Genomic DNA, 21,806 nt, shown 5'->3' on the forward strand with positions numbered 1-21,806 from the left:
GGGCACGCGGCCGAACAGGGCTGCGGACAAGGAGAGTTCGGTGGAGAAGCACGACGGGCGCGATGCCGGGCAGGCGCGGACCGGTGATCCGAGAGATCCCTGGTACGACGCGCTTGCGTCCGGCTGGGGCGAGTTGGACGGCACGGGTGCGCCGGCGCCCGTGGTGCCGCCCCGGGCCGCGCCGGAGCGGAGCGCGGCCGACATCTACCTGGAGGTGCAGCGCAGTGCGGCCTTCCAGGAGGTGCGCGCCCGGTATCGGCGCTTCGTCATCCCCGGGGTGGCCGTCTTCTTCACCTGGTACGTCGCGTATGTCGTGACGGCGACGACGGCGCCCGGCCTCATGGCGCGGCCCGTCGCCGGATCCGTGAACGTCGCGATGCTCGCGGGCCTCGGGCAGTTCCTCACGACGTTCCTGCTGACCTGGGCCTATGCCCGGCACGCTCGGCTGAGGAGGGATCGCGCGGCGCTCGACCTGCGCTGGGCCGTGTTCGAGCAGAAGCGGGAGCAAGATCAGAAGCGGGTCCAGGGCCGGCGGCAGCATGATCAGCGGGAAGTCGACTCGAGGGAGCCTGAACACCGGGAACATGACCTGCGGGAACTCGACCACCGCGGACACGACCACCGCGAAGACGACCGGCGAGGGCGCGATCAGCGGGAAACCGGCTCGTGGGGCGTGCAGGAGCCGGTCCGGGGGAGCGAGCGATGACCGCAGACCATCAGACGCTGGCGCTCCTGCTGTTCGGCGTGTTCGTGGCCGTCACCCTCGGCATCACGACGTGGGTGAGCCGGAACCGACACGGCTCGGCGGAGGAGTTCTATGCGGGCGGGCGGCTCTTCTCGCCCATGGAGAACGGTTTCGCCATCGCGGGCGACTACATGTCCGCCGCGTCCTTCCTCGGTATCTCCGGACTGATCGCCCTCTTCGGGTACGACGGGCTGCTCTACTCGGTGGGCTTCCTCGTCGCGTGGCTGGTCGTGCTCTTCTTGGTGGCCGAACTGGTGCGCAACTGCGGGCGGTTCACGCTCGCCGATGTCGTGGCCGCCCGGATGAGGGAGCGGCCCGTGCGCATCGCGGCGGGAACTTCCTCGGTGACCGTGTCCGTTCTCTATCTGGTGGCGCAGATGGTGGGGGCGGGCTCACTGGTCGCGCTGCTGCTCGGCGGGACGAGCGGGGCGGCGCAGGCCTGGACGGTGATCGGCGTCGGCGCGCTCATGGTCGTCTATGTGTCGTTGGGAGGGATGCGGGCCACCACCTGGATCCAGATCGTCAAGGCCGTCCTGCTGATGTGCGGCGCGATCGCGCTGACGGTGCTCGTTCTGGTGCGTTTCCACGGCGACTTCGACCAGTTGCTGAGGACCGCGGCCGACCGCAGTGGACATGGCAGCAAGTTCCTCGCACCCGGCCTGAAGTACGGCGGCGACTGGACCTCGCGCCTGGACTTCATCAGCCTCGGGCTCGCGCTCGTGCTCGGCACGGCCGGTCTTCCGCACATCCTCTCCCGCTTCTACACGGTGCCGACCGCGCGGGCCGCACGCCGCTCGGTCGTCTGGTCCATCGGCCTCATCGGCAGCTTCTACCTGATGACGATCGTCCTGGGCTTCGGCGCCGCGGCCATCGTGGGATCCGATGCCGTACGGGGATCGAATGCCGCGGGGAACACGGCGGTTCCGCTGCTCGCGCTCGATCTCGGGGGCGGCGCGGACTCCACTGGCGGAACGGTTCTGTTCGCGATCGTCGCCGCGATCGCCTTCGCCACGATCCTCGCCGTCGTCGCAGGGATCACGCTCGCCTCCTCGGCCTCCGTGGCCCATGACCTGTACGCGTCGCTGCGGCGCAAGCGTGGGAAGCCGCGCAGCGAGGTCGCGGTGGCGCGCCTCGCCGCTGCGGGGGTCGGGGTGGTCGCGATCGGCCTGGGGCTGCTCGCCCGGGATCTGAACGTGGCGTTCCTGGTGGGCCTCGCCTTTGCGGTCGCCGCGTCCGCGAACCTGCCCGTGCTGCTCTACTCGCTGTTCTGGCGGAACTTCACCACGCGGGGAGCGGTCTGGTCGGTCTACGGCGGCCTGGTGCCCTCCCTGGTGCTCGTCGTGCTCTCACCCGTGGTCTCCGGAGGGCCGAGTTCCCTCTTTCCGGGGGTGGACTTCCAGTACTTCCCGCTGGAGAACCCGGGGCTCGTCTCCATCCCGCTGGGCTTCCTCGCCGGATGGCTGGGCACCGTCACCTCGCGGGAGCCGGCGGACGAGGCCAAGCACGCGGAGACCGAGGTGCGGGCGCTCACCGGGGCGGGAGCGGCGTAACACCCGGCTACGAAGCGCTCGGCGCCCATTCGTAGCGGTGCTCCGGGCGGCCCGTGTCGCCGTACTTGAGACTGAGCCGGACCCGTCCCGAGCGCTCCAGGAGCTTCAGATAGCGCTGTGCCGTCTGACGGCTCAGCCGGGTGCGGTCCGCGAGCTCCTGGGCGGACAGAGGCCCTTCAGCGCCCATCAGGGCCCTGCGGACCAGTTCGGCCGTGGTGGGGGAGTGCCCTTTGGGCAGCTCCGGTGCCGGAGTCGCCGAGAGTGCGCCGAAGATCCGGTCGACCTCGGCCTGCTCGGCCTCGCCGCCGCCGTCCAGGGTGCGGCGCAAGGTCGCGTACGCGTCGAGCTTGGCGCGGAGTCCCGCGTAGGAGAACGGCTTGACCAGGTACTGCAGGGCGCCGTGCCGCATCGCGGCCTGGACGGTGGCGACATCGCGCGCGGCGGTCACCATGATCACGTCGGTCTGATGGCCGCGCTCACGCAGCGTACGGACCACCGCGAGCCCCGTCTCGTCCGGCAGATAGTGGTCGAGCAGGACCAGGTCGACGGGGAGTTCGTCGATGAGGCGCAGCGCCTCGGCGGCGCTGTGGGCCTTCGCGGCCACCCGGAAGCCGGGCACCTTCGCGACATAGGCGGCGTTGACGTCCGCCACCCGGACGTCGTCGTCCACGACGAGCACCTCGATCATCGCGCCTCCTCCGTGGGGGCCGGTTCGGACGCGCGGGCCCGTTCGGACGTGGGAGCCAGTTCGGACTGTGCGAGCGCTTCCGGCAGGACGACGGTGAACTCCGCGCCCCCGTCGGGCGCGGCGCCGGCCCGCGCGCTGCCGCCCTGGCGCTCGGCGAGCCTGCGGACCAGGGCGAGCCCGATGCCGCGCTTGCCGTGCGCCGGGGGCTCCTTGGTGGACCATCCCTCGGTGAAGATCGTCTCGCGCTGATCGGCCGGTACGCCGGGGCCCGTGTCCCGCACCCGCAGGACGACGGCGCGTCCCTCGGTACGCACATCGACCTCCACGCGCGCGTGCGCGGTGCCCGCCGCCGCGTCGAGCGCGTTGTCGACGAGGTTGCCGACGATGGTGACCAGACCGCCCGGGTCGACGAGACGGTCGGGCAGCGCGGTGTCGCGCGGCACGGAGAGGACGACCCCGCGCTCCGCGGCGACCGTGGCCTTGCCCACCAGGAGTGCGGCGAGCAGCGGATCGCCGATCTTCTCCGTGATCTGCTCGGCGGTCACCCGGTGCGCGCCCGCCACCTCGCCGACGAACTCCGCGGCCTCCTCGTACATCTCCAGTTCCAGGAGGCCGAGCAGCGTGTGCATGCGGTTGGCGTGTTCGTGGTCCTGGGCGCGCAGCGCGTCGATGAGGCCGCGGGTGGAGTCCAGTTCGCGGCCCAATTGCTCAAGTTCGGTGCGGTCGCGCAGGGTGGCGACGGCGCCCCCGTCGTCCGTGGGCATGCGGTTGGCGACCAGTACGCGCTGGCCGCGGACGGTCAGGAGGTCGGTGCCCGTGACCCGTCCGGCGAGCACGTCCGTCGTACGGCCCAGGCCGAGCGCGGTGTCCAGCGGCTGCCCGATGGCTTCCGTTCCGAGGCCGAGGAGGCGCTGGGCCTCGTCGTTGAGCAGGCGGATCCGGCCGGCGCGGTCCAGCGCGACGACGCCTTCGCGGATGCTGTGCAGCATGGCCTCGCGTTCCGCAAGGAGTGCCGAGATATCGGAGAAGGCCAGGTCACGCGTCTGCCGCTGCACCCTGCGTGAGATCAGGTAGGCGGCGAGGGCGCCGACGGCGAGGGCGCCGCCCGCGTACGCGAAGAGACCGGGGATGGCGTGGACGAGGCGGGCGCGGACGCTGTCGTACTCGATGCCCACGGAGACGGCGCCCACGATGTCCCCGTCGATGTCCCGCAGCGGCACCTTGCCGCGCGCCGAGCGGCCCAGGGTGCCGTCGTCGATCTCCATGACCTCGTCCCCAGCCAGCGCGTCGCTGGGGTCGGTCGAGACCACCTGGCCGATCTGGTCGTGGTCGGTGTGCGACCAGCGGACGCCGTCCTTGTTCATGATCACGACGTATTCGGCGCCGCTGGCGCGCCTGATCCGTTCCGCTTCCGTCTGCACGGGCCCGTCGACGGTCGGCTTCGAGGAGCGCAGGTCCTCGGCGATCTGCGGCTGGGCCGCCGTGGTCTGCGCGATGGCGAGCGCGCGGCGCATCGCCTGGTCGTCCAGCTGATCGCTGAGAGGCGCGAGGAAGAGCCCCGTGGCGAGCACGGCGACCCCGGCGGCGATCGCCAGCTGCATCAGCAGCACCTGCGAGAAGACGCGCCGCGGCAGGCCGAGGCGGAGTCGTCGGGCAGGGGAGGCGGGGCTCATGTGTACGAACGGTACGGCGACCTGAGCGCTACTCCGAAGTCACTGTGGCGTGGATCTCCTGTACGGAGTCGTACGCGACCTGCCACACCGCCACGACATCCATGCGCGCCGGGGCCGCCAGTGCCGCCCCGCAGCTCTCGGGGCGCGGCGGCAGCGAGGCCCCCTGCGCGACCGTCACGCGCCATTGCCGTCCGTCGGCGTGGGCCACCGTCACGTCCCAGCGGGGGGCCGCACCGTCCGTGTGCACGACGCTCAGGGCGCCCGCGGCGTCCTCGCCCGTCGAGGTGCGCACCGCGAGCTCGGCGGCCTGTCCGGGACGATCCCAGGCGGAACTGCCCCGGCAGCCTGCGGTGACGACGCGGCCCGTGCGCACCCCTTCGAGGATCTCCTTGACGTCGGCCTGCCCGGAGCGGCCGTACGCGTACCCGTAGGGCAGGACGAGGAGCGTGGGGGAGAAACGGTGGCCACCCAGATGGGTGACTTCCCAGGCGCCTTGTTCACCGGAGGCGGCGAGCTCGGCGGCGAGGGGCCTGCCCAGCAGGGCACAGCAGCGGTCACGCTTGCCGTTCGTGCAGACGAGGGCGAGCGGGTCGCCCGTGTGCGGGGTGCCGAAGCCGCCGTGGTCGCCCGCGCCGAGAGCCGCGAAATCGAGGTCGAGCAGCTCCCGGGGCCGGTCCGTGACGTGATCGCGCAGCCAGGTGTTGCCGGGCGCGGTGTGGGCCGCGTACACCCGCCGGAAGGCCGGGGCACGGCTGTCGGCATGGCGTCCGGGGCGGCGGATCAGCGCGACGCGGACGCCGGTCCCCTCGGCGGCTGCCTCAAGAGCGCGGCCGACCTCCGGGTCCAGGTGGCTGGAGGTGAGCGCCTTGGCGCCCCACGGGCCCGGCTGCTCAAGCAGCAGCCAGGTCCTGGCGGTGGCCGCGGTCCCCGCGAGAGGCTCGTCCAGATCCCGCGAAGCGGTGGCGCACTTACTCACAGAGGTGAGCCTAACCTGCGCCGGGTCTGCGGCGATTCATCCCCCGTCGGGTGGCGCGGGCATCGGCTGGGGCGGACGCAGCCCGACGTACTGCCCGCTGGGCCGCATGCGCAACGGGCGCTCCTCGTACTCCTCGAGGGCGTGGGCGATCCAGCCGGCCGTGCGTGCCACGGCGAAGATCGTCTCGCCTGCCTCGGCGGGCATCCCGGACGAGGCGGTCAGGACGGCGAGAGCAAGGTCGACGTTGGCGTGCAGAGCGGTGTGGCGGGCCGTGGTGGCCACCACGTCGCGAGCCGCGGCCAGGGCGGGGCCCGCCCCGGGGATGGCCTCCAGGAGGGAGAAGAGAGCCTGCGCGCGCGGGTCGTCGCCCGGGTAGAGCCGGTGGCCGAGGCCGGGGACGCGGCGGCCCGCGCGGAGTTCGTCGGCCACCACGGGGGCCGCGCTGCCCCGGTCGAGCACGTCCAGGAGCATGCGGTGCGCGAGGCCGCTGGCCGCGCCGTGCAGCGGGCCCTCCAGGACGCCGAGGCCCGCGGACACCGCCGCGTACGGGTGGGCGCGGGCGGAGGCGGCGACGCGGACGGCGAGCGTGGAGGCGGCGAGGTCGTGGTCGACGAGCAGGGCGAGCGCGGTGTCCAGGGCATGCAGGGAGGCGTCGTCCGGCTGCCGCCCGGTCAGCCGTGCCCAGAGCTGATGGGCCAGGGGGCCTGTGTCCCGGTGGGCCCGGCTGACCGGCGGCAGTGCGGTGACGAGGGTGGGGATGAGGGTGCGGGCGGTGCCGATGACGGCCTCTTCGGAGAGATCGAAGCGCAAGGGGTCGGCTGCCGCCGCCGAGATGGCCGCCACGCGCAGACGGTCGGTCGGGCCGCTGTGCTCGGGCAGCGCGTCGACGGCGCGGCGCGCGGCGCTTGCGGTCTCCTCGGGGGCGGTGAAGCGGATTCCGGGGCGCATGACGCCGGTCCACAGCCACTCGGCGACCTCTTCGTAGGAGTGCGTCAGGGCCAGTTGCATCGCGTCCACGCCGCGGTAGTAGTAGCGGTCCTTGTCGATGAGCGTGATGCGGGTGCGGACGGAGAGTTCGCCGCTCGCCGAAGTGGCCGCGAGTTCACGGCGGTTCCTGCGGGCGAGCGACCCGACCTCCTTGGCGTCGAAGGTGCTGCCCCGTGCGCCGGGGCCGCGGCGGCTGGTGAGCTGGCCGCGGCTCACGTAGGCGTACACGGTCTCCGGCTTCACGCCGAGGAGTTCGGCGGCTTCCCGGGTGCTCAGGCGCGGGCCTTCTTCCGGGGTGGCCTCTTGATCCGTCATGGGTGTCACCGTATCCAGATTGCCTGATATTGATTCAATCAATATTGACAGAGATTCAGTCAAGCATGGACAGTCGAATCAAGTCCAGGGAGGAAGTCGAGGAAGAACATGCCGATCAATGGCTCCACCACCACCCCCACCGCACCCGTGGAGGTCCCCCGCGGCCTTGCGGGCGTCGTCGTGACCGAAACCCGGCTCGGCGACGTCAGGGGACACGAGGGCTTCTACCACTACCGCCAGTACTCGGCCGTCGAGCTCGCGCAGACCCGCAGCTTCGAGGACGTCTGGCACCTGATGTTCCACGGCGCGCTCCCGGATGAGGGACAGCGCGCCGCCTTCGCCGCGCGGACCGCGGGCCTGCGCCGGCTGCCCGACGAGGTGCGCGCCGCGCTGCCCGCCATAGCCCGCGCCAGCGCCCTGTCGGGGCCGCTCTCCGGGCTGCGTACGGCACTGTCGCTCTTCGGTGCGGCCAAGGGCCTGCGCCCGGTGTACGACATCGATGAGGACCGGCGCCGCGAGGACGCGCTCGCGGCGTCCGCCGTGGTGCCGACGCTGCTCACTTCGCTCTACCGGCTCGGCCAGGGCCTCGATCCCGTGGAGCCGCGCGAGGATCTGTCGTACGCGGCCAACTACCTGTACATGCTGACGGGTTCGGAGCCGGACGCCGATCGTGCGCGGGCGATCGAGCAGTACTTGATCTCAACCATTGATCACGGGTTCAACGCGTCAACGTTCACGGCCCGGGTGATCACCTCGACGGGTGCGGATGTCGCCGCCTGCCTGGTCGGTGCCGTAGGTGCGCTGTCGGGTCCGCTGCACGGAGGGGCGCCGAGCCGCGCGCTCGACACCCTCGACGCCATCGGTACGCCCGAGCGTATCGACGGCTGGATCCGTGAGCGGGTCCTCGCAGGTGACCGCATCATGGGCTTCGGACACCCCGTCTACCGCACGGAGGACCCGCGTTCGCGCATGCTGCGGGGTATCGCGCAGCAATTCGGGGGCGGGTTGGTGGAGTTCGCGATCGAGGTCGAGCGCCAGGTCGAGGCGATCCTCGCCGAACTGAAGCCGGGGCGTGAGCTGCACACCAACGTGGAGTTCTACGCGGGCGTCGTCATGGAGCTGTGCGGCCTGCCGCGCGAGATGTTCACGCCGACGTTCGCGGCGGCGCGGGTGGTGGGCTGGGGGGCCAACATCCTGGAGCAGGCGCAGGACTCGAAGATCATTCGGCCTGCGGCGCGGTATGTGGGGGCCGTGCCGCCGGTACCGGTGCCGCCCGCAGCGTGACGCCCATGAGTCCCGGCGCAATGGAGTGATGCGTATGAGGTCCGGCGGTGATCGCTCGCCGGACCCCAACTTCTGCTTGGCCGATGGGAGGGGGAGGGGTGCGGCCCCCCGTCCGAGCCGGTGGAAAGTCCCGGAGGCAGGTCTCAACGGGGTGACCGGAGTGCCGACCTCGACGGAAGAGGCCGGGGCGAATGCCGATCTCGGCATCTCGCCCCAGCCTCACGCGCTGGGGATGTCCGCTTTTGCGCGGATGAGTGTCTCCCTGCTGACGATGACGATGCGTTCGTAATCAGCACGTGCGGCGTCCGGGGGCAGCTCGCCGTCGAGGGCTGCTGTGGCCTCTGTCCCGATGACGGCGAAGTTCCCGTCGCTGAGCTCGAAAATGTCGGGGCAGGTGTCGCCGGTGAGACTGCCACGTTCGCGTGGAGACGCACCGATGCGGCGCACGATCTTCAAGAGGATCCCGGTCCTTAGGATTGAAGACGGTCAGAACGGGTACAGATATAGCCCACTTCTCCGGCACATCTGTGCGCCTCCGTCAACTTGGCCCTAATTGATGGGCGGTTGACCCTCGGATGGCGGTTCACCGATGACCCACCATTCCTCTGACTCGGATTCCTCGATCTCGCGGACGAGAGTGTCCGTCATGCGCCCCATCCTGGCCTCGTCCGACGAGTCCTTGAGGCTGGCACGCTGATGACGTGTCGCCCGCCAGTACTGGCGGAAGATCGGGTTCGCACACATCACACGAACGTGTCCGTGCAGCTCCTCCCAGTTGACGACACCGATGCGATAGGCCAGCAGGGCGTTCGTGTAGAGCGCGTTGGCGAAGAGGAACTGCCGCTGCTGGGCCGGTGAGTCCGCCTCGGCGATGCTGAACACCGCGGCCAGGTCGGGATCGTCGATGGCCTTGCGCAGCAAGTACAGCTGCAGCTCGTGCTGCTCCGCCATCATCGTGCGACGCCGGTCGGCCCGCTCTGCTCGATCGACCTGCAGGCGCAGTTCGGCGTACCGGCGTTGTTGTGCGGCAAGCAGAGCCAGGGCTCCCGCCGCGAAGGCGAGGCCCGCTCCGGCGGCCGGACTCACGCCTCGTTTTCCAAAAATCTTTGTGGCCATGTCTCCCCCGAATCAGCGACCGTCCGCCGGTCGTCGTGTGCGGGTCGACAGGGAGCGGACCGGCGAGCGATGGGCGGTGCGCTTGCCGACTCCCAGGGTGCCGAGCGGCTCTGATCGGCAGGGAGGCGGAGAGGAGGCGCACAGGAGGATGCAGCGGTCGCGTGTCCCGGCGCCGTGCTCAATGTGTGCCCCGCCTGCGCCGCTAACAATCGTTCACTTCGCGGTGTTTCTACGCGCACATATCCTGGGGCCGTCTGCATTCGTCGTACGGGATCCGGAGAGGTCGCACGTGAGCAAGCAGCAGATCCCGGTCGTTGTCCTCACCGGTTTCCTGGGTTCCGGCAAAACAACCCTGCTCAATCATCTGCTCCACCGTAGCGGCGGCAGCAGAATCGGTGCGATCGTCAACGACTTCGGGTCCATCGAGATCGACGCCATGGCCGTGGCGGGGCAGCTCGGTGACTCCACCGTCTCGCTCGGCAACGGTTGTCTGTGCTGCGCCGTGGATGCCGGCGAGCTCGACGAGTATCTGGAGAAGCTCGCTCGGCCCGCCGCCCGGATCGACGTCATCGTCATCGAGGCCAGTGGGCTTGCTGAGCCGCAGGAGCTCGTGAAAATGGTGCTGGCCAGCGAGAATCCGCACATTGTGTACGGAGGGCTCGTCGAGGTCGTCGATGCCGCCGAGTTCGACGCGACCCGGCAGGCGCATCCCGAAGTCGACCGGCATCTGGCGCTCGCCGATCTCGTCGTCGTCAACAAGGCCGATCGCGTCCCCGACGAGGAGCGGGAACGCATCCTCGGCGTCGTTCGCGGCTTCGCCGATCGCGCGGCCGTCGTCCCCGCCTCGTACGGGCGCGTCGACGTGGAGATGCTCCTCGACCGCAAGCCCGTGGGGGAGCGGGTCGGCCAACTGTCCTTCGACGACCTGCACGGTCACGACCAGGGTGACGACCACCACGACCACCTGCACTCCGCCTACGAGAGCCTTTCCTTCTCCTCCGAAGTGCCGATGGGCCCCCGCCCGTTCATGGCCCTCCTCGACAGTCGGCCCGAGGGGCTCTACCGCATCAAGGGGTACGTCGATTTCGGCGCCGCCGACCCGCGCAACAAGTACGCCGTGCACGCCGTGGGACGGTTTCTGCGCTTCTACCCCGAGCCGTGGGCGACGGGCGAGCCCCGCCTCACCCAGCTGGTGCTCATCGGGTCGGGCATCGACCTGCCCGCTCTGGAGAAAGAGCTCGGGGCATGTCGTGAGGACGCCCCACGGGCCGGTGCCGACGAGCACGGCATGTGGGGCGTCCTTCGCTACGTCCAGGAGCCCGGACCCGTGGAGCCCGAGCCCGTGGAATAGGCGGCTACGCCGGGCCCGCCACCGCTGCCACCGGCTTCGCCAGGGAGACCCCCGAGCCGTCGCGGCGCGGGTCGATCTCCGGAAGCTGCGCCGGCAGGCCGCTGCGCTGGGCCGCGAGCGGCGGCGTCGGGCCCGCCCACGCGAAGCTCAGGCAGTCCTCGCCCTTCAGGAAGCGCTGGACGCGAACGCCGCCCGTGGCCCGGCCCTTGCGGGGGTACTGGTCGAACGGCGTCACCTTGGCCGTCGTCTGCACCGAGTCGTCGAGCGTGCCGCGCGAGCCCGCCACCGTGAAGACCACGGCGTCCACGGCCGGGTCCACCGCCACGAAGGAGATGACCTTCACGCCGTCCGCGAGCTTGATGCCCGTCATGCCGCCCGCGGGGCGGCCCTGCGGACGGACCTGGGCGGCTTGGTAGCGGAGGAGCTGGGCGTCGTCGGTGATGAAGACCAGGTCCTCCTCGCCCGTGCGCAGCTCGGCCGCGCCGACGATCCGGTCACCGTCCCTGAGGGTGATGACCTCCAGCTCTTCCTTGTTGGACGGATAGTCCGGGACCACGCGCTTGACCACGCCCTGCGCGGTGCCCAGGGCGAGGCCCGGTGAGGACTCGTCCAGGGTCATCAGGCAGATCAGGCTCTCGTCCGCTTCCAGGGAGAGCAGCTCCGAAACCGGTGCGCCTCCGGAGAGGTTGGGTGCCGACGCCGTCTCCGGAAGCTGCGGGAGGTCCACCACGGAGAGGCGCAGGAGGCGTCCCTCGGACGTCACCGCGCCCACCTCGCCCCGCGCGGTGGCGGGGACGGCGGAGACGATCACGTCGTGCTTGACGCGCTTGGTGTCGTGCTCGGCGAACGGCTCGCCGTTGGCCGTACGCGCGAGCAGGCCGGTCGAGGAGAGCAGCACGCGGCACGGGTCGTCCGCCACCTGGAGCGAGAACGTGGGTGCCGGGGCGCTCGCCGACTCCAGGAGGACCGTGCGCCGGTCCGTGCCGAACTTCTTGGCCACGGCGGCCAGTTCGGCGGAGACCAGCTTGCGCAGCTCCGCGTCCGACTCCAGGATCCGGGTCAGCTCGTCGATCTCGGCCTTGAGCTTGTCGCGCTCGGACTCCAGCTCGATGCGGTCGAACTTGGTCAGGCGGCGCAGCGGCGTGTCCAGGATGTACTGCGTCTGGATCTCGCTCAGCGAGAAGCGCTCCATCAGGCGATCCTTGGCCTGCGCGGAGTTGTCGCTGGAGCGGATGAGGCGGATGACCTCGTCGATGTCCACGAGGGCGACCAGAAGGCCCTCGACCAGGTGCAGCCTGGCCTGCTTCTTGCCGCGGCGGAACTCGCTGCGGCGGCGCACGACGTTGAACCGGTGGTCGAGATAGACCTCGAGGAGCTCCTTGAGGCCCAGCGTGAGGGGCTGGCCGTCCACCAGGGCGACGTTGTTGATGCCGAAGGACTCCTCCATCGGCGTCAGTTTGTAGAGCTGCTCCAGGACGGCCTCGGGGACGAAGCCGTTCTTGATCTCGATGACCAGGCGCAGGCCGTGCGAGCGGTCCGTGAGGTCCTTGACGTCGGCGATGCCCTGGAGCTTCTTCGAGCCGACCAGGTCCTTGATCTTCGAGATGACCTTCTCGGGTCCCACGGAGAAGGGCAGTTCGGTCACGACCAGGCCCTTGCGGCGGGCGGTCACGTTCTCCACGGCCACCGTCGCGCGGATCTTGAAGGTGCCGCGCCCTGACTCGTACGCGTCCTTGACCCCGGACAGGCCGACGATACGGCCGCCCGTGGGCAGGTCCGGGCCCGGCACGAAACGCATCAGCGTCTCCAGGTCGGCCCCGGGGTGCTTGATCAGGTGGCGGGCGGCGGCGATGACCTCGCCGAGGTTGTGCGGCGGCATGTTCGTCGCCATGCCGACCGCGATGCCCGACGAGCCGTTGACCAGGAGGTTCGGATAGGCGGCCGGCAGGGTGACCGGCTCCTGCTCCTGGCCGTCGTAGTTCGACTCGAAGTCGACCGTGTTCTCTTCGATCGACTCCGTCATCAGGGACGTCGCGTCGGCCATCTTGCACTCGGTGTACCGCATGGCGGCCGGCGGGTCGTCGTTGCCGAGCGAGCCGAAGTTGCCGTGCCCGTCCACCAGCGGCAGGCGCATGGAGAAGGGCTGGGCCATGCGGACCAGGGCGTCGTAGATCGACGCGTCGCCGTGCGGGTGCAACTTACCCATGACCTCGCCGACGACGCGGGCGCACTTCACATAGCCGCGGTCGGGGCGCAGGCCCATCTCGTTCATCTGGTACACGATTCTGCGGTGCACCGGCTTCATGCCGTCGCGGGCGTCCGGCAGGGCGCGCGAGTAGATGACCGAATACGCGTACTCGAGGAAGGAGCCCTGCATCTCGTCGACGACGTCGATGTCGAGGATCTTCTCCTCGAACGACTCGTCGGGCGGCGGGGTCTTCGTGCTGCGGCGGGCCATCGCTGCTGCGGCTCCTTCACGGTGTCTGCCAGGGCATCAGCAAGATCTGACGCCGACCATCAACGGGATCTGACGCCGACCATTGTGGACTGTCCCACTGACAACGCCGACCACGACCCGGACTTCGGGCACGAGTACGCCGAGCGCGGAGCGGGAACTTCGCCGGTAGTCAGCGCGCTTGCATACAGTGTCAGGACTGGCAGAAATTCCAGCTTTTAGCGATCGAAGGGACGTACATGCCCATGGGTCACACGGCCACAGCCGAGGCCGGCTCCGGCGGCCTGACAGCGACCGAGCACCGGCTGGCCAACGGCCTGCGCGTGGTGCTCTCCGAGGACCACCTGACCCCGGTCGCCGCGGTCTGCCTCTGGTACGACGTCGGTTCGCGCCACGAGGTCAAGGGCCGTACGGGCCTCGCGCACCTATTCGAGCACCTGATGTTCCAGGGCTCGAAGCAGGTGGGCGGCAACGGCCACTTCGAGCTGGTTCAGGGCGCGGGCGGTTCGCTCAACGGCACCACGAGCTTCGAGCGCACCAACTATTTCGAGACCATGCCCACACACCAGCTGGAACTGGCCCTGTGGCTGGAGGCCGACCGGATGGGCTCGCTGCTCTCCGCGCTCGACGAAGAATCCATGGAGAACCAGCGCGACGTCGTCAAGAACGAGCGCCGCCAGCGCTACGACAACGTTCCCTACGGCACGGCGTTCGAAAAGCTGACCGCCCTCTCGTACCCCGAGGGCCACCCCTACCACCACACCCCGATCGGCTCCATGGCCGACCTGGACGCGGCGACGCTGGAGGACGCGCGGAACTTCTTCCGTACGTACTACGCGCCCAACAACGCCGTCCTGTCGGTCGTCGGCGACATCGACCCCCAGGAGACCCTCGCCTGGGTCGAGAAGTACTTCGGGTCCATCCCCTCGCACGACGGCAAGCAGCCGCCGCGCGACGGCTCGCTGCCCGACATCGTCGGCAAGGAGCTGCGCGAGGTCGTCGAGGAGGAGGTCCCGGCCCGCGCCCTGATGGCCGCCTACCGCCTCCCCGAGGACGGCACGCGCGCGTGCGACGCCGCCGACCTGGCGCTCACGGTCCTGGGCAGCGGCGAGTCGTCGCGGCTCTACAACCGCCTCGTGCGCCGCGACCGCACCGCGGTGGCGGCCGGATTCGGCCTGCTGCGCCTCGCAGGGGCTCCCTCGCTCGGCTGGCTCGACGTGAAGACGTCCGGCGACGTGGAGGTCCCCGTCATCGAGGCGGCCGTCGACGAGGAGCTCGCCCGCTTCGCGGAAGAGGGCCCCACGGACGAGGAGATGGAGCGCGCCCAGGCACAGCTGGAGCGTGAGTGGCTCGACCGGCTCTCCACGGTGGCGGGACGCGCGGACGAACTCTGCCGGTACGCCGTCCTGTTCGGCGACCCGCAGCTCGCCCTGACCGCCGTCGGGCGCGTCCTGGACGTCACCGCGGAAGAGGTCAAGGCGGCCGCGGCGGCCCGCCTGCGCCCCGACAACCGCGCGGTGCTCGTGTACGAGCCCGTGGAGGGCACAGCGGCCGCCGAGGCCACCGACGAGGACGAAGAGGAGGCGGCGAAGTGACCGAGGCCGCGACGATGCAGTTCCACCCGCAGCCCCAGGCGGGCACGGCCAGGCCGTGGGCCTTCCCCGCGCCCGAGCGCGCCACCCTGGACAACGGCCTCACCGTGCTGCGCTGCCACCGCCCCGGCCAGCAGGTCGTCGCCGTGGAGGTCCACCTGGAGGCGCCGCTCGACGCCGAGCCCGCGGGCCTCGACGGCGTCGCCACGATCATGGCGAGGGCCTTCAACGAAGGCACCGACAAGCACTCCGCGGAGGACTTCGCCGCAGAGCTGGACCGCGCGGGCGCCTCCATGGACGCGCACGCCGACCACCCCGGCGTCCGGGTCTCCCTGGAGGTCCCGGTCTCCCGCCTCCCCAAGGCGCTCGGCCTGCTCTCCGACGCCCTGCGCGCCCCCGCCTTCGCGGACAGCGAGATCGAGCGCCTCGTGCGCAACCGTCTGGACGAGATCCCGCACGAGGCCGCCAACCCGGGCCGCCGCGCCGCCAAGGAGCTCTCCCGGCAGCTGTTCCCGGCCACGTCGCGCATGTCGCGGCCCCGCCAGGGCACCGAGGAGACGGTCACGGCCATCGACTCGGCCGCGGTGCGTGCCTTCTACGAGAAGCACGTACGCCCCGCCACGGCGACCGCCGTCGTCGTGGGCGACCTGACCGGCGTCGACCTGGACGCCGTCCTCGCCGACACCATCGGCTCCTGGACCGGCGGCACGGCCGAGCCGCGCCCGGTGCCCCCGGTGACCGCCGACGACACCGGGCGTGTCGTGATCGTCGACCGCCCCGGCGCCGTCCAGACGCAGCTGCTCATCGGGCGCGTGGGACCGGACCGGCACGACCGTGTCTGGCCCGCGCAGGTGCTCGGCACGTACTGCCTGGGCGGCACCCTCACCTCGCGTCTGGACCGCGTCCTGCGCGAGGAGAAGGGATACACCTACGGCGTGCGGTCGTTCGGCCAGGTCCTGCGTTCCGCTCCGGACGGCACGGGCGCCGCGATGCTGGCCATCAGCGGCTCCGTGGACACCGAGTCCACCGGACCGGCGCTCGACGACCTGTGGAAGGTCCTGCGCACGCTCGCCGCCGACGGCCTCACGGACGCCGAGCGCGATGTCGCCGTGCAGAACCTGGTGGGCGTGGCCCCGCTCAAGTACGAGATGGCGGCGTCCGTGGCGGCCACCCTCGCCGACCAGGTCGAGCAGCACCTGCCCGACGACTTCCAGGCGCAGCTGTACCGCCAGTTGGCCGCGACCGGCACCGTGGAGGCCACCGCGGCCGTGGTGAGCGCCTTCCCCGTGGACCGGCTCGTGACGGTGCTCGTCGGTGACGCCTCGCAGATCGAGGAGCCCGTCAGGGCGCTCGGCATCGGCGAAGTGAGTGTCGTCACCGGCTGAGCAGGGTGACAGCCTGAGTGACAGTCAGGACATATCGGGACCCCAGCGGCTGGAATTGGCCACTGGGGTCCCCGTATGTCCGAATTAGTAGGGAGGTTACGTGTCTGCCCTGTGGCGTGCGCTACAAAAGCTCTGATCCGTTTGTCGTTTGAAAGACGCCACGCTTAGCGTCTGGTCCGGCTGTTCGTCATGCAGTACGCCGCACCCGCGGCACCGGACAGTCATCGCCGAGTCCCCGTACGGCGCGAGCCAGGGGAGCCGGGGACCCACATGTCCCCTTGGGGTGAATCGGGAACCTTGCCGTGAGGTGAGGGACTCGTAGGAGACCTTCCTGCTCCGAACCCGTCAGCTAACCCGGTAGGCGAGAAGGAAGGAAAGGATCAGCCGCTTCATGGCGTTCACCCGTGCCACCGGGAAGCACCGTCGCCCGAGCCGCCTCACGCGTACGACCGCGAACGTGGCGGGCGTCGCCGCACTGACCACCACCGGTGTCATCGGAGGCCTGGCCGCTCCGGCGCTCGCCGCCGACGAAGCGCCGGCTCCGCAGCACACCGGCCTGACCCAGGCCGTCTCCGTCGGCGACTCGCTCGCCGCGAGCATCGACGCGCAGGCCGCTGCCCAGCAGCAGGCCGCCGACGACGCGGCGGCCGCCAAGAAGGCCGAAGAGGCCGCCAAGAAGAAGGCCGAAGAGGCCAAGCGCAAGGCCGAGGCCGAGGCGAAGGCCAAGGCCAAGAAGGAGCGCGAGGCCAAGGAGCGTGCCGCTCGCGAGGCCGAGCGCAAGCGCCTGAACACCTACGTCGCCCCGGTCTCCGGCTCGTACGTCTCCACGGGCTACCAGACCGGCGGCGCCATGTGGTCCTCCGGCAGCCACACCGGCATCGACTTCCACGCCGCGTCCGGCACCTCGGTCCACGCGGTCGGCTCCGGCACCGTCGTCGAGGCCGGCTGGGGCGGCGCCTACGGCAACAACGTGGTCATCAAGATGAACGACGGCACGTACACCCAGTACGGCCACATGTCGTCCCTCGGTGTCACCGTCGGCCAGGCGGTCACGCCGGGCCAGCAGATAGGCCTCTCGGGCTCCACCGGCAACTCCAGCGGCCCGCACCTGCACTTCGAGGCCCGCACCGGCGAGGACTACGGCACGGACATCGACCCGACCGCCTACCTCCGCTCGCACGGCGTCAGCATCTGATCGAGAGCAGCTGATCGAAGCGGTTCGCGCGACGCGCACCCGATTCACCGAAAGCCCCGGCTCATCGCGAGCCGGGGCTTTCGCCGTTCGGGTGCCGCCTTTGACCATGCCTCGCCTTTGGTCACGCATCACCTTTGGCCAAAAGTATCCATGGATTTCGGCCAGCCATCGGAAATTCAGCCGCTCTGCAATAGAGTCACTGAAAAAGCGTCGATCGACCGCGTTTCGCGGGGATTAAGGCGGAGGTCAGGTCATGCGCATTCCCGCGCACTCGGTGTGCACGGCCATCCGGGACGACATCGTCTCCGGTGTCTACGAACGGGGCGGCCGGCTCACCGAGGAACTGCTCGCGCGCCGCTACGGAGTCTCCCGTGTCCCCGTGCGCGAGGCCCTGCGCACCCTGGAGGCCGAGGGCTTCGTCGTCACGCGCCGGCACGCGGGCGCGTGCGTCGCGGAGCCCACCGAGCAGGAGGCCGCCGACCTCCTGGAGATCCGCCTGCTCCTGGAGCCCCTCGGTGCGGCCCGCGCCGCGCAGCGCCGCACGGAGGCGCACCTGAAGGTCCTGCGCGGGCTCGTCAGGCTCGGCCAGGAGCGCTCCAGGCGCGGCCAGAGCGAGGATCTGCGCTCGCTGGGCGGCTGGTTCCACGAGACGCTCGCCCAGTCCTCCGGCAGCCCCGGCCTCACGTCGCTGCTCACCCAGCTCCGGCACAAGATCGCCTGGATGTACGTCGTCGAGTCCTCGGCCGCGCCCGCGGAGTCCTGGGCGGAGCACGCCGCGATCGTCGACGCGGTCGCCCGCGGGGACGCGGAACGGGCCAGGTCACTCGCCGCGGCCCACGCGGAACGGTCGACGGCCGCGCACCGGCCGCGCTTTCCCCCGCAGGGCCATCGGACCGTGAGCCGTGATCGTGTGAGGGATCCGCAACATGCCGTAAACACGGTGGGCCTCCGGCATTAACAGGGGCGCCGTATACAAAGAAGTGCTATTCGGCGGGGCGGAATTCCTGCTGCCCGAATTCGGTGAAAGCCCCAAGTATTCGACGGGTCGACGCAGAAACGCCGAAGGGCCCGCCCCGATTTCGGGCAGGCCCTTCGGCGTATGAGTACCAGTCTTTACTAGACGGTCTCGGGAAGCTCCTCGAGGCCGTCGGCGACCAGCTTCGCCAGACGGTCGAGAGCGGCGTCCGCACCCTCGGCGTCGGAGGCGAGCACGATCTCCTCGCCGCCCTGGGCGCCCAGACCGAGCACCGCGAGCATGGAGGCGGCGTTCACGGGGTTGCCGTCAGCCTTGGCGATCGTCACGGGGACGCCGGCGGCGGTGGCCGCGCGGACGAAGATGGAGGCGGGTCGGGCGTGAAGGCCCTCGGCCCAGCCGACGTTGACGCGGCGCTCAGCCATGTGTTGCTGCCCTTCCGGATGTCTCACAGTTGTCTAGACCAGTGTCTCATGCCGTCGCGCGTGCTCCGCCGGTCGCCGGTCCGTACGGCGTCGACCGCTGGTCCGTGCTCGGTCGACCGTACGTCCTGATGCCGGGGGCCCGCGCCCCGCCCTTCGACGACTCCTAGCCTGCCCCGGCCGCAGCGCCCCCGCGACCCGTACCCTGGGCCCCATGCAGACCCCGTCGGACCGGCAGGCCTATCCCTCCCACTGGGAAGCCGATGTCGTCCTGCGTGACGGAGGCACCGCCCGGATCAGACCGATCACGGCCGAGGACGCGGACCGCCTGGTCAGCTTCTACGAGCAGGTCTCGGACGAGTCGAAGTACTACCGCTTCTTCGCGCCCTACCCGCGCCTGTCCGCCAAGGACGTCCACCGGTTCACCCATCACGACCAGGTGGACCGCGTGGGTCTCGCGGCCACCGTGGGCGGCGAGTTCATCGCGACCGTGCGCTTCGACCGCATCGATTCACGCGGGATGTCCGCGAGCGCGCCCGCCGACGAGGCCGAGGTCGCCTTTCTCGTGCAGGACGCCCACCAGGGCCGTGGCGTCGCCTCCACCCTCCTCGAACACATCGCGGCCGTCGCCAGGGAGCGCGGCATCCGCCGCTTCGCCGCCGAGGTCCTTCCCGCGAACACCAAGATGATCAAGGTGTTCACGGACGCGGGCTATCAGCAGAAGCGCAGCTTCGAGGACGGCGTCGTACGTCTCGAATTCGATCTGGAGCCGACCGACCGCTCGCTCGCCGTACAGCACGCCCGTGAGCAGCGCGCCGAGGCGCGGTCGGTGCAGCGGCTGCTCACGCCGGGGTCGGTCGCCGTGATCGGCGTCGGGCGCACACCGGGCGGCGTGGGCCGCAGCGTGCTGCGCAATCTGCGCGAGGCGGGCTTCGCGGGCAGCCTGTACGCGGTGAACAGCGCGTTCGACGAGGGGAGCGAGGTCGACGGGGTGCCCGCGTACCGCTCCGTGCGGGACATCGACGCGCCCGTCGAACTCGCCGTCGTCACCGTGCCCGCCGAGCGGGTGCCGCAGGCCGTCGCCGAGTGCGGTGAGCGCGGGGTGCCCGGGCTCGTCGTGATCTCCGCGGGATACGCCGAGAGCGGGCCGGAAGGGCGTGAGCGGCAGCGCGAACTGGTGCGGCAGGCCCGGTCGTACGGCACGCGCATCCTCGGGCCGAACGCCTTCGGGGTCATCAATACGGCGCCCGACGTGCGGCTCAACGCCTCGCTGGCCCCGCATCCTCCCGAGCGGGGGCGGATCGGCCTCTTCACCCAGTCCGGTGCGATCGGTATCGCGCTCCTTTCGGGCCTGCACCGGCGCGGTGCGGGTCTTTCGACCTTCGTGAGCGCGGGCAACCGGGCGGACGTGTCCGGCAACGACGTGCTCCAGTACTGGTACGAGGACCCCGACACCGATGTCGCCCTGATGTACCTCGAATCCATCGGCAACCCGCGCAAGTTCACGCGGCTCGCCCGGCGGGCGGCGACGGCGAAGCCGCTGGTCGTGGTGCAGGGGGCCAAGCACAGCGGGATCGCGCCCACGGGGCATGCGGTGCAGGCCACGCGGCTTCCGTATGCCACGGTGTCGGCGCTGCTGCGGCAGGCGGGGGTCATCCGGGTCGACACCGTGACCGAGATGGTGGATGCGGGGCTGCTGCTCGCGGGGCAGCCGTTGCCCGCCGGGCCGCGGGTGGCGATTCTCGGGAACTCCGAGTCGCTCGGGCTTCTTACGTACGACGCGTGTGTTGCTGATGGGCTTCGGCCGATGCCTCCGCGGGATCTGACCACGGGGGCTACCCCGGATGACTTCCGGGGCGCGCTTGTGGATGCCCTGTCGGACGATGCCTGTGACTCGGTGATCGTCACCGCCATCCCCTGGGTGGGGGAGGACGGGCCCACCACCGCGTCTCCCGAAGGGGAGGAGCTTGCATCTGCGCTGCGGGCGGGGGCCGCGGGGTGTCCGGCGAAGCCGGTTGCCGTGGTGCACGTCGAGCTTGGCGGGCTTGCCGAGGCGCTGGCTGCCGCTAGCCGTACTCGCCCTGACGCCCCTGTCACTGCACCCGGCGCTGAGGGCTGTGCCCACCCTTCCCCAAGCTCTCGGCTTCGCTCGAGCAGGGGAGACCCCAATCGCCCTGCGGAACGCCTGCCCACAGCGGTGGCGGAGACGGTGGACCCTGCCCGTCGAATCCCCGCCTACCCCGCCGCCGAGCGTGCCGTTCGGGCCCTTGCTGAAGCCGTCAAGTACGCCCAGTGGCGGCGCGAGGCCACGGAGCCCGGCAAGGTTCATGAGTACGAGGACATCGACGAGAGCGGGGCCGCCCGGCGGATCGGTGAGTTGCTTGCCGAGCAGGGGGACCCGCGTGGTGCCACCCTCACGCAGGGCGACGCGCGCGAGCTGCTCGGGCGGTACGGCATCGACGTACGCGATGCCCTGCCCGCGCCCGACCCGGACGCGGCCGTGGCGGCCGCCCGTGCGCTCGGCTACCCCGTGGCCCTCAAGACCACCGCCCCGCACCTGCGCCACCGCGCCGACCTCGGCGGTGTCCGCCTCGATCTGGCGGACGAGGAGCAATTGCGCCGTGCCTACGCGGAATTGACCGACACCTTCGGCAAGCCCGTCGAGCTGCGCCCCGTGGTGCAGGCGATGGCGCCCCGCGGCGTGGACACCGTCGTCCGCGCGGTCATCGACCCGGCGGCCGGAGCGGTGCTCTCGTTCGGGCTCGCAGGCGCCGCGTCCGAGCTGCTCGGCGACACCGGGCACCGGCTGATCCCGGTCACGGAGCGCGACGCGGGTTCCCTGGTCAGGTCCATCCGGACCGCCCCGCTCCTCTTCGGCTGGCGGGGCTCGGCGCCCGTCGACACCCCCGCCCTGGAGGAACTGCTCCAGCGGGTCTCGCGCCTCGTGGACGATCACCCCGAGGTGGTCACCGTCTCCCTGGAGCCCGTGGTCGTCGCCCAGCGGGGCCTCTCCGTGCTCGGCGCCTCGGTGCGTCTGGCGCCCCCGCCCGCCCGTGGCGACCTCGGCCCGCGGGCCCTGCCCGGGTACTGAGGCGGCCA

The 21,806-nt window shown here is 70.8% G+C and carries 17 protein-coding genes, 1 pseudogene and 1 riboswitch; of the genes and pseudogenes, 10 read left to right on the forward strand and 8 right to left on the reverse strand.

Going from position 1 to position 21,806, the window contains the following annotated elements; all coding sequences use genetic code 11:
• Nucleotides 1–40 precede the first annotated feature (40 nt).
• A pseudogene (locus tag ACWFR3_RS09240) lies at nucleotides 41–502 on the forward strand (DUF485 domain-containing protein); the annotation flags it as partial.
• Between the two features lie 200 nt (nucleotides 503–702).
• A complete protein-coding gene (locus ACWFR3_RS09245; protein WP_453733940.1) occupies nucleotides 703–2,295 on the forward strand; it encodes a solute symporter family protein in 1,593 nt (530 codons plus the stop codon).
• Between the two features lie 7 nt (nucleotides 2,296–2,302).
• Here ACWFR3_RS09245 and ACWFR3_RS09250 read toward each other — a convergent pair whose 3' ends face one another.
• Genes ACWFR3_RS09250 through ACWFR3_RS09265 form a run of 4 tightly spaced genes read right to left on the reverse strand, consistent with a single transcriptional unit; the run spans nucleotide 2,303 to nucleotide 6,934 of the window.
• Complete coding sequence (locus ACWFR3_RS09250; RefSeq protein ID WP_453733941.1) at nucleotides 2,303–2,983, reverse strand: response regulator; 681 nt, start codon at nucleotides 2,981–2,983, stop codon at nucleotides 2,303–2,305.
• Nucleotides 2,980–4,656, reverse strand: a complete 1,677-nt coding sequence (locus tag ACWFR3_RS09255; RefSeq protein ID WP_453733942.1) for a sensor histidine kinase — start codon at nucleotides 4,654–4,656, stop codon at nucleotides 2,980–2,982. Before ACWFR3_RS09255 ends, ACWFR3_RS09250 begins: the two co-directional genes overlap by 4 nt.
• Before the next feature lie 28 nt (nucleotides 4,657–4,684).
• Nucleotides 4,685–5,632: a sucrase ferredoxin gene (locus ACWFR3_RS09260; protein ID WP_453733943.1), complete on the reverse strand. Its 948-nt coding sequence runs from the start codon at nucleotides 5,630–5,632 to the stop codon at nucleotides 4,685–4,687.
• Nucleotides 5,633–5,668: 36 nt separating this feature from the next.
• Nucleotides 5,669–6,934: a citrate synthase family protein gene (locus ACWFR3_RS09265; RefSeq protein WP_453733944.1), complete on the reverse strand. Its 1,266-nt coding sequence runs from the start codon at nucleotides 6,932–6,934 to the stop codon at nucleotides 5,669–5,671.
• Nucleotides 6,935–7,042: 108 nt separating this feature from the next.
• On the opposite strand from ACWFR3_RS09265, the gene ACWFR3_RS09270 reads away from it, so the two are divergent.
• On the forward strand, nucleotides 7,043–8,218 hold the full coding sequence (locus tag ACWFR3_RS09270; RefSeq protein WP_453733945.1) for a citrate synthase/methylcitrate synthase: 1,176 nt from the start codon (nucleotides 7,043–7,045) through the stop codon (nucleotides 8,216–8,218).
• 219 nt (nucleotides 8,219–8,437) lie between these two features.
• Here ACWFR3_RS09270 and ACWFR3_RS09275 read toward each other — a convergent pair whose 3' ends face one another.
• Both ACWFR3_RS09275 and ACWFR3_RS09280 read right to left on the reverse strand, forming a co-directional pair.
• A complete protein-coding gene (locus tag ACWFR3_RS09275; protein WP_453733946.1) occupies nucleotides 8,438–8,674 on the reverse strand; it encodes a hypothetical protein in 237 nt (78 codons plus the stop codon).
• 93 nt (nucleotides 8,675–8,767) lie between these two features.
• On the reverse strand, nucleotides 8,768–9,304 hold the full coding sequence (locus ACWFR3_RS09280; protein ID WP_453733947.1) for a DUF6082 family protein: 537 nt from the start codon (nucleotides 9,302–9,304) through the stop codon (nucleotides 8,768–8,770).
• A 319-nt stretch (nucleotides 9,305–9,623) separates the two neighbouring features.
• On the opposite strand from ACWFR3_RS09280, the gene ACWFR3_RS09285 reads away from it, so the two are divergent.
• Nucleotides 9,624–10,685, forward strand: coding sequence for a CobW family GTP-binding protein (locus ACWFR3_RS09285; protein ID WP_453733948.1), 1,062 nt, complete (start codon nucleotides 9,624–9,626; stop codon nucleotides 10,683–10,685).
• A gap of 4 nt (nucleotides 10,686–10,689) precedes the next feature.
• Here ACWFR3_RS09285 and ACWFR3_RS09290 read toward each other — a convergent pair whose 3' ends face one another.
• On the reverse strand, nucleotides 10,690–13,143 hold the full coding sequence (locus ACWFR3_RS09290) for a DNA gyrase/topoisomerase IV subunit A (protein WP_453733949.1): 2,454 nt from the start codon (nucleotides 13,141–13,143) through the stop codon (nucleotides 10,690–10,692).
• A gap of 236 nt (nucleotides 13,144–13,379) precedes the next feature.
• Between ACWFR3_RS09290 and ACWFR3_RS09295 the strand changes: the two genes are divergently transcribed.
• The 4 genes from ACWFR3_RS09295 to ACWFR3_RS09310 all read left to right on the forward strand — a co-directional run bounded on the left by ACWFR3_RS09295 (nucleotide 13,380) and on the right by ACWFR3_RS09310 (nucleotide 18,270).
• Entirely contained in the window at nucleotides 13,380–14,735 is a 1,356-nt protein-coding gene (locus tag ACWFR3_RS09295; RefSeq protein WP_453733950.1) for a M16 family metallopeptidase, read from the forward strand.
• A complete protein-coding gene (locus ACWFR3_RS09300; protein WP_453733951.1) occupies nucleotides 14,732–16,117 on the forward strand; it encodes a M16 family metallopeptidase in 1,386 nt (461 codons plus the stop codon). The genes ACWFR3_RS09295 and ACWFR3_RS09300 overlap by 4 nt, the downstream gene beginning before the upstream one ends.
• Nucleotides 16,118–16,332: 215 nt before the next feature.
• A riboswitch (cyclic di-AMP (ydaO/yuaA leader) is annotated at nucleotides 16,333–16,496 on the forward strand.
• A gap of 12 nt (nucleotides 16,497–16,508) precedes the next feature.
• Nucleotides 16,509–17,312: a M23 family metallopeptidase gene (locus tag ACWFR3_RS09305; protein WP_453733952.1), complete on the forward strand. Its 804-nt coding sequence runs from the start codon at nucleotides 16,509–16,511 to the stop codon at nucleotides 17,310–17,312.
• Nucleotides 17,313–17,565: 253 nt separating this feature from the next.
• Nucleotides 17,566–18,270, forward strand: a complete 705-nt coding sequence (locus tag ACWFR3_RS09310) for a GntR family transcriptional regulator (protein ID WP_453733953.1) — start codon at nucleotides 17,566–17,568, stop codon at nucleotides 18,268–18,270.
• Between the two features lie 158 nt (nucleotides 18,271–18,428).
• On the opposite strand, the gene ACWFR3_RS09315 is transcribed toward ACWFR3_RS09310, so the two are convergent.
• Nucleotides 18,429–18,710 carry an HPr family phosphocarrier protein gene (locus ACWFR3_RS09315; protein WP_190085156.1) on the reverse strand — a complete coding sequence of 94 codons (282 nt, stop codon included), beginning with the start codon at nucleotides 18,708–18,710 and terminating at the stop codon, nucleotides 18,429–18,431.
• A gap of 41 nt (nucleotides 18,711–18,751) precedes the next feature.
• Here ACWFR3_RS09315 and ACWFR3_RS09320 point away from each other — a divergent pair, with 41 nt between their 5' ends.
• Entirely contained in the window at nucleotides 18,752–18,877 is a 126-nt protein-coding gene (locus ACWFR3_RS09320) for a hypothetical protein (protein WP_453733954.1), read from the forward strand.
• Nucleotides 18,878–18,921: 44 nt separating this feature from the next.
• The gene (locus tag ACWFR3_RS09325; protein ID WP_453733955.1) at nucleotides 18,922–21,798 is read left to right on the forward strand and encodes a bifunctional acetate--CoA ligase family protein/GNAT family N-acetyltransferase; all 2,877 of its coding nucleotides are present in this window, start codon (nucleotides 18,922–18,924) and stop codon (nucleotides 21,796–21,798) included.
• Nucleotides 21,799–21,806 lie beyond the last annotated feature (8 nt).

Source organism: Streptomyces sp. NPDC055189, assembly GCF_053606765.1.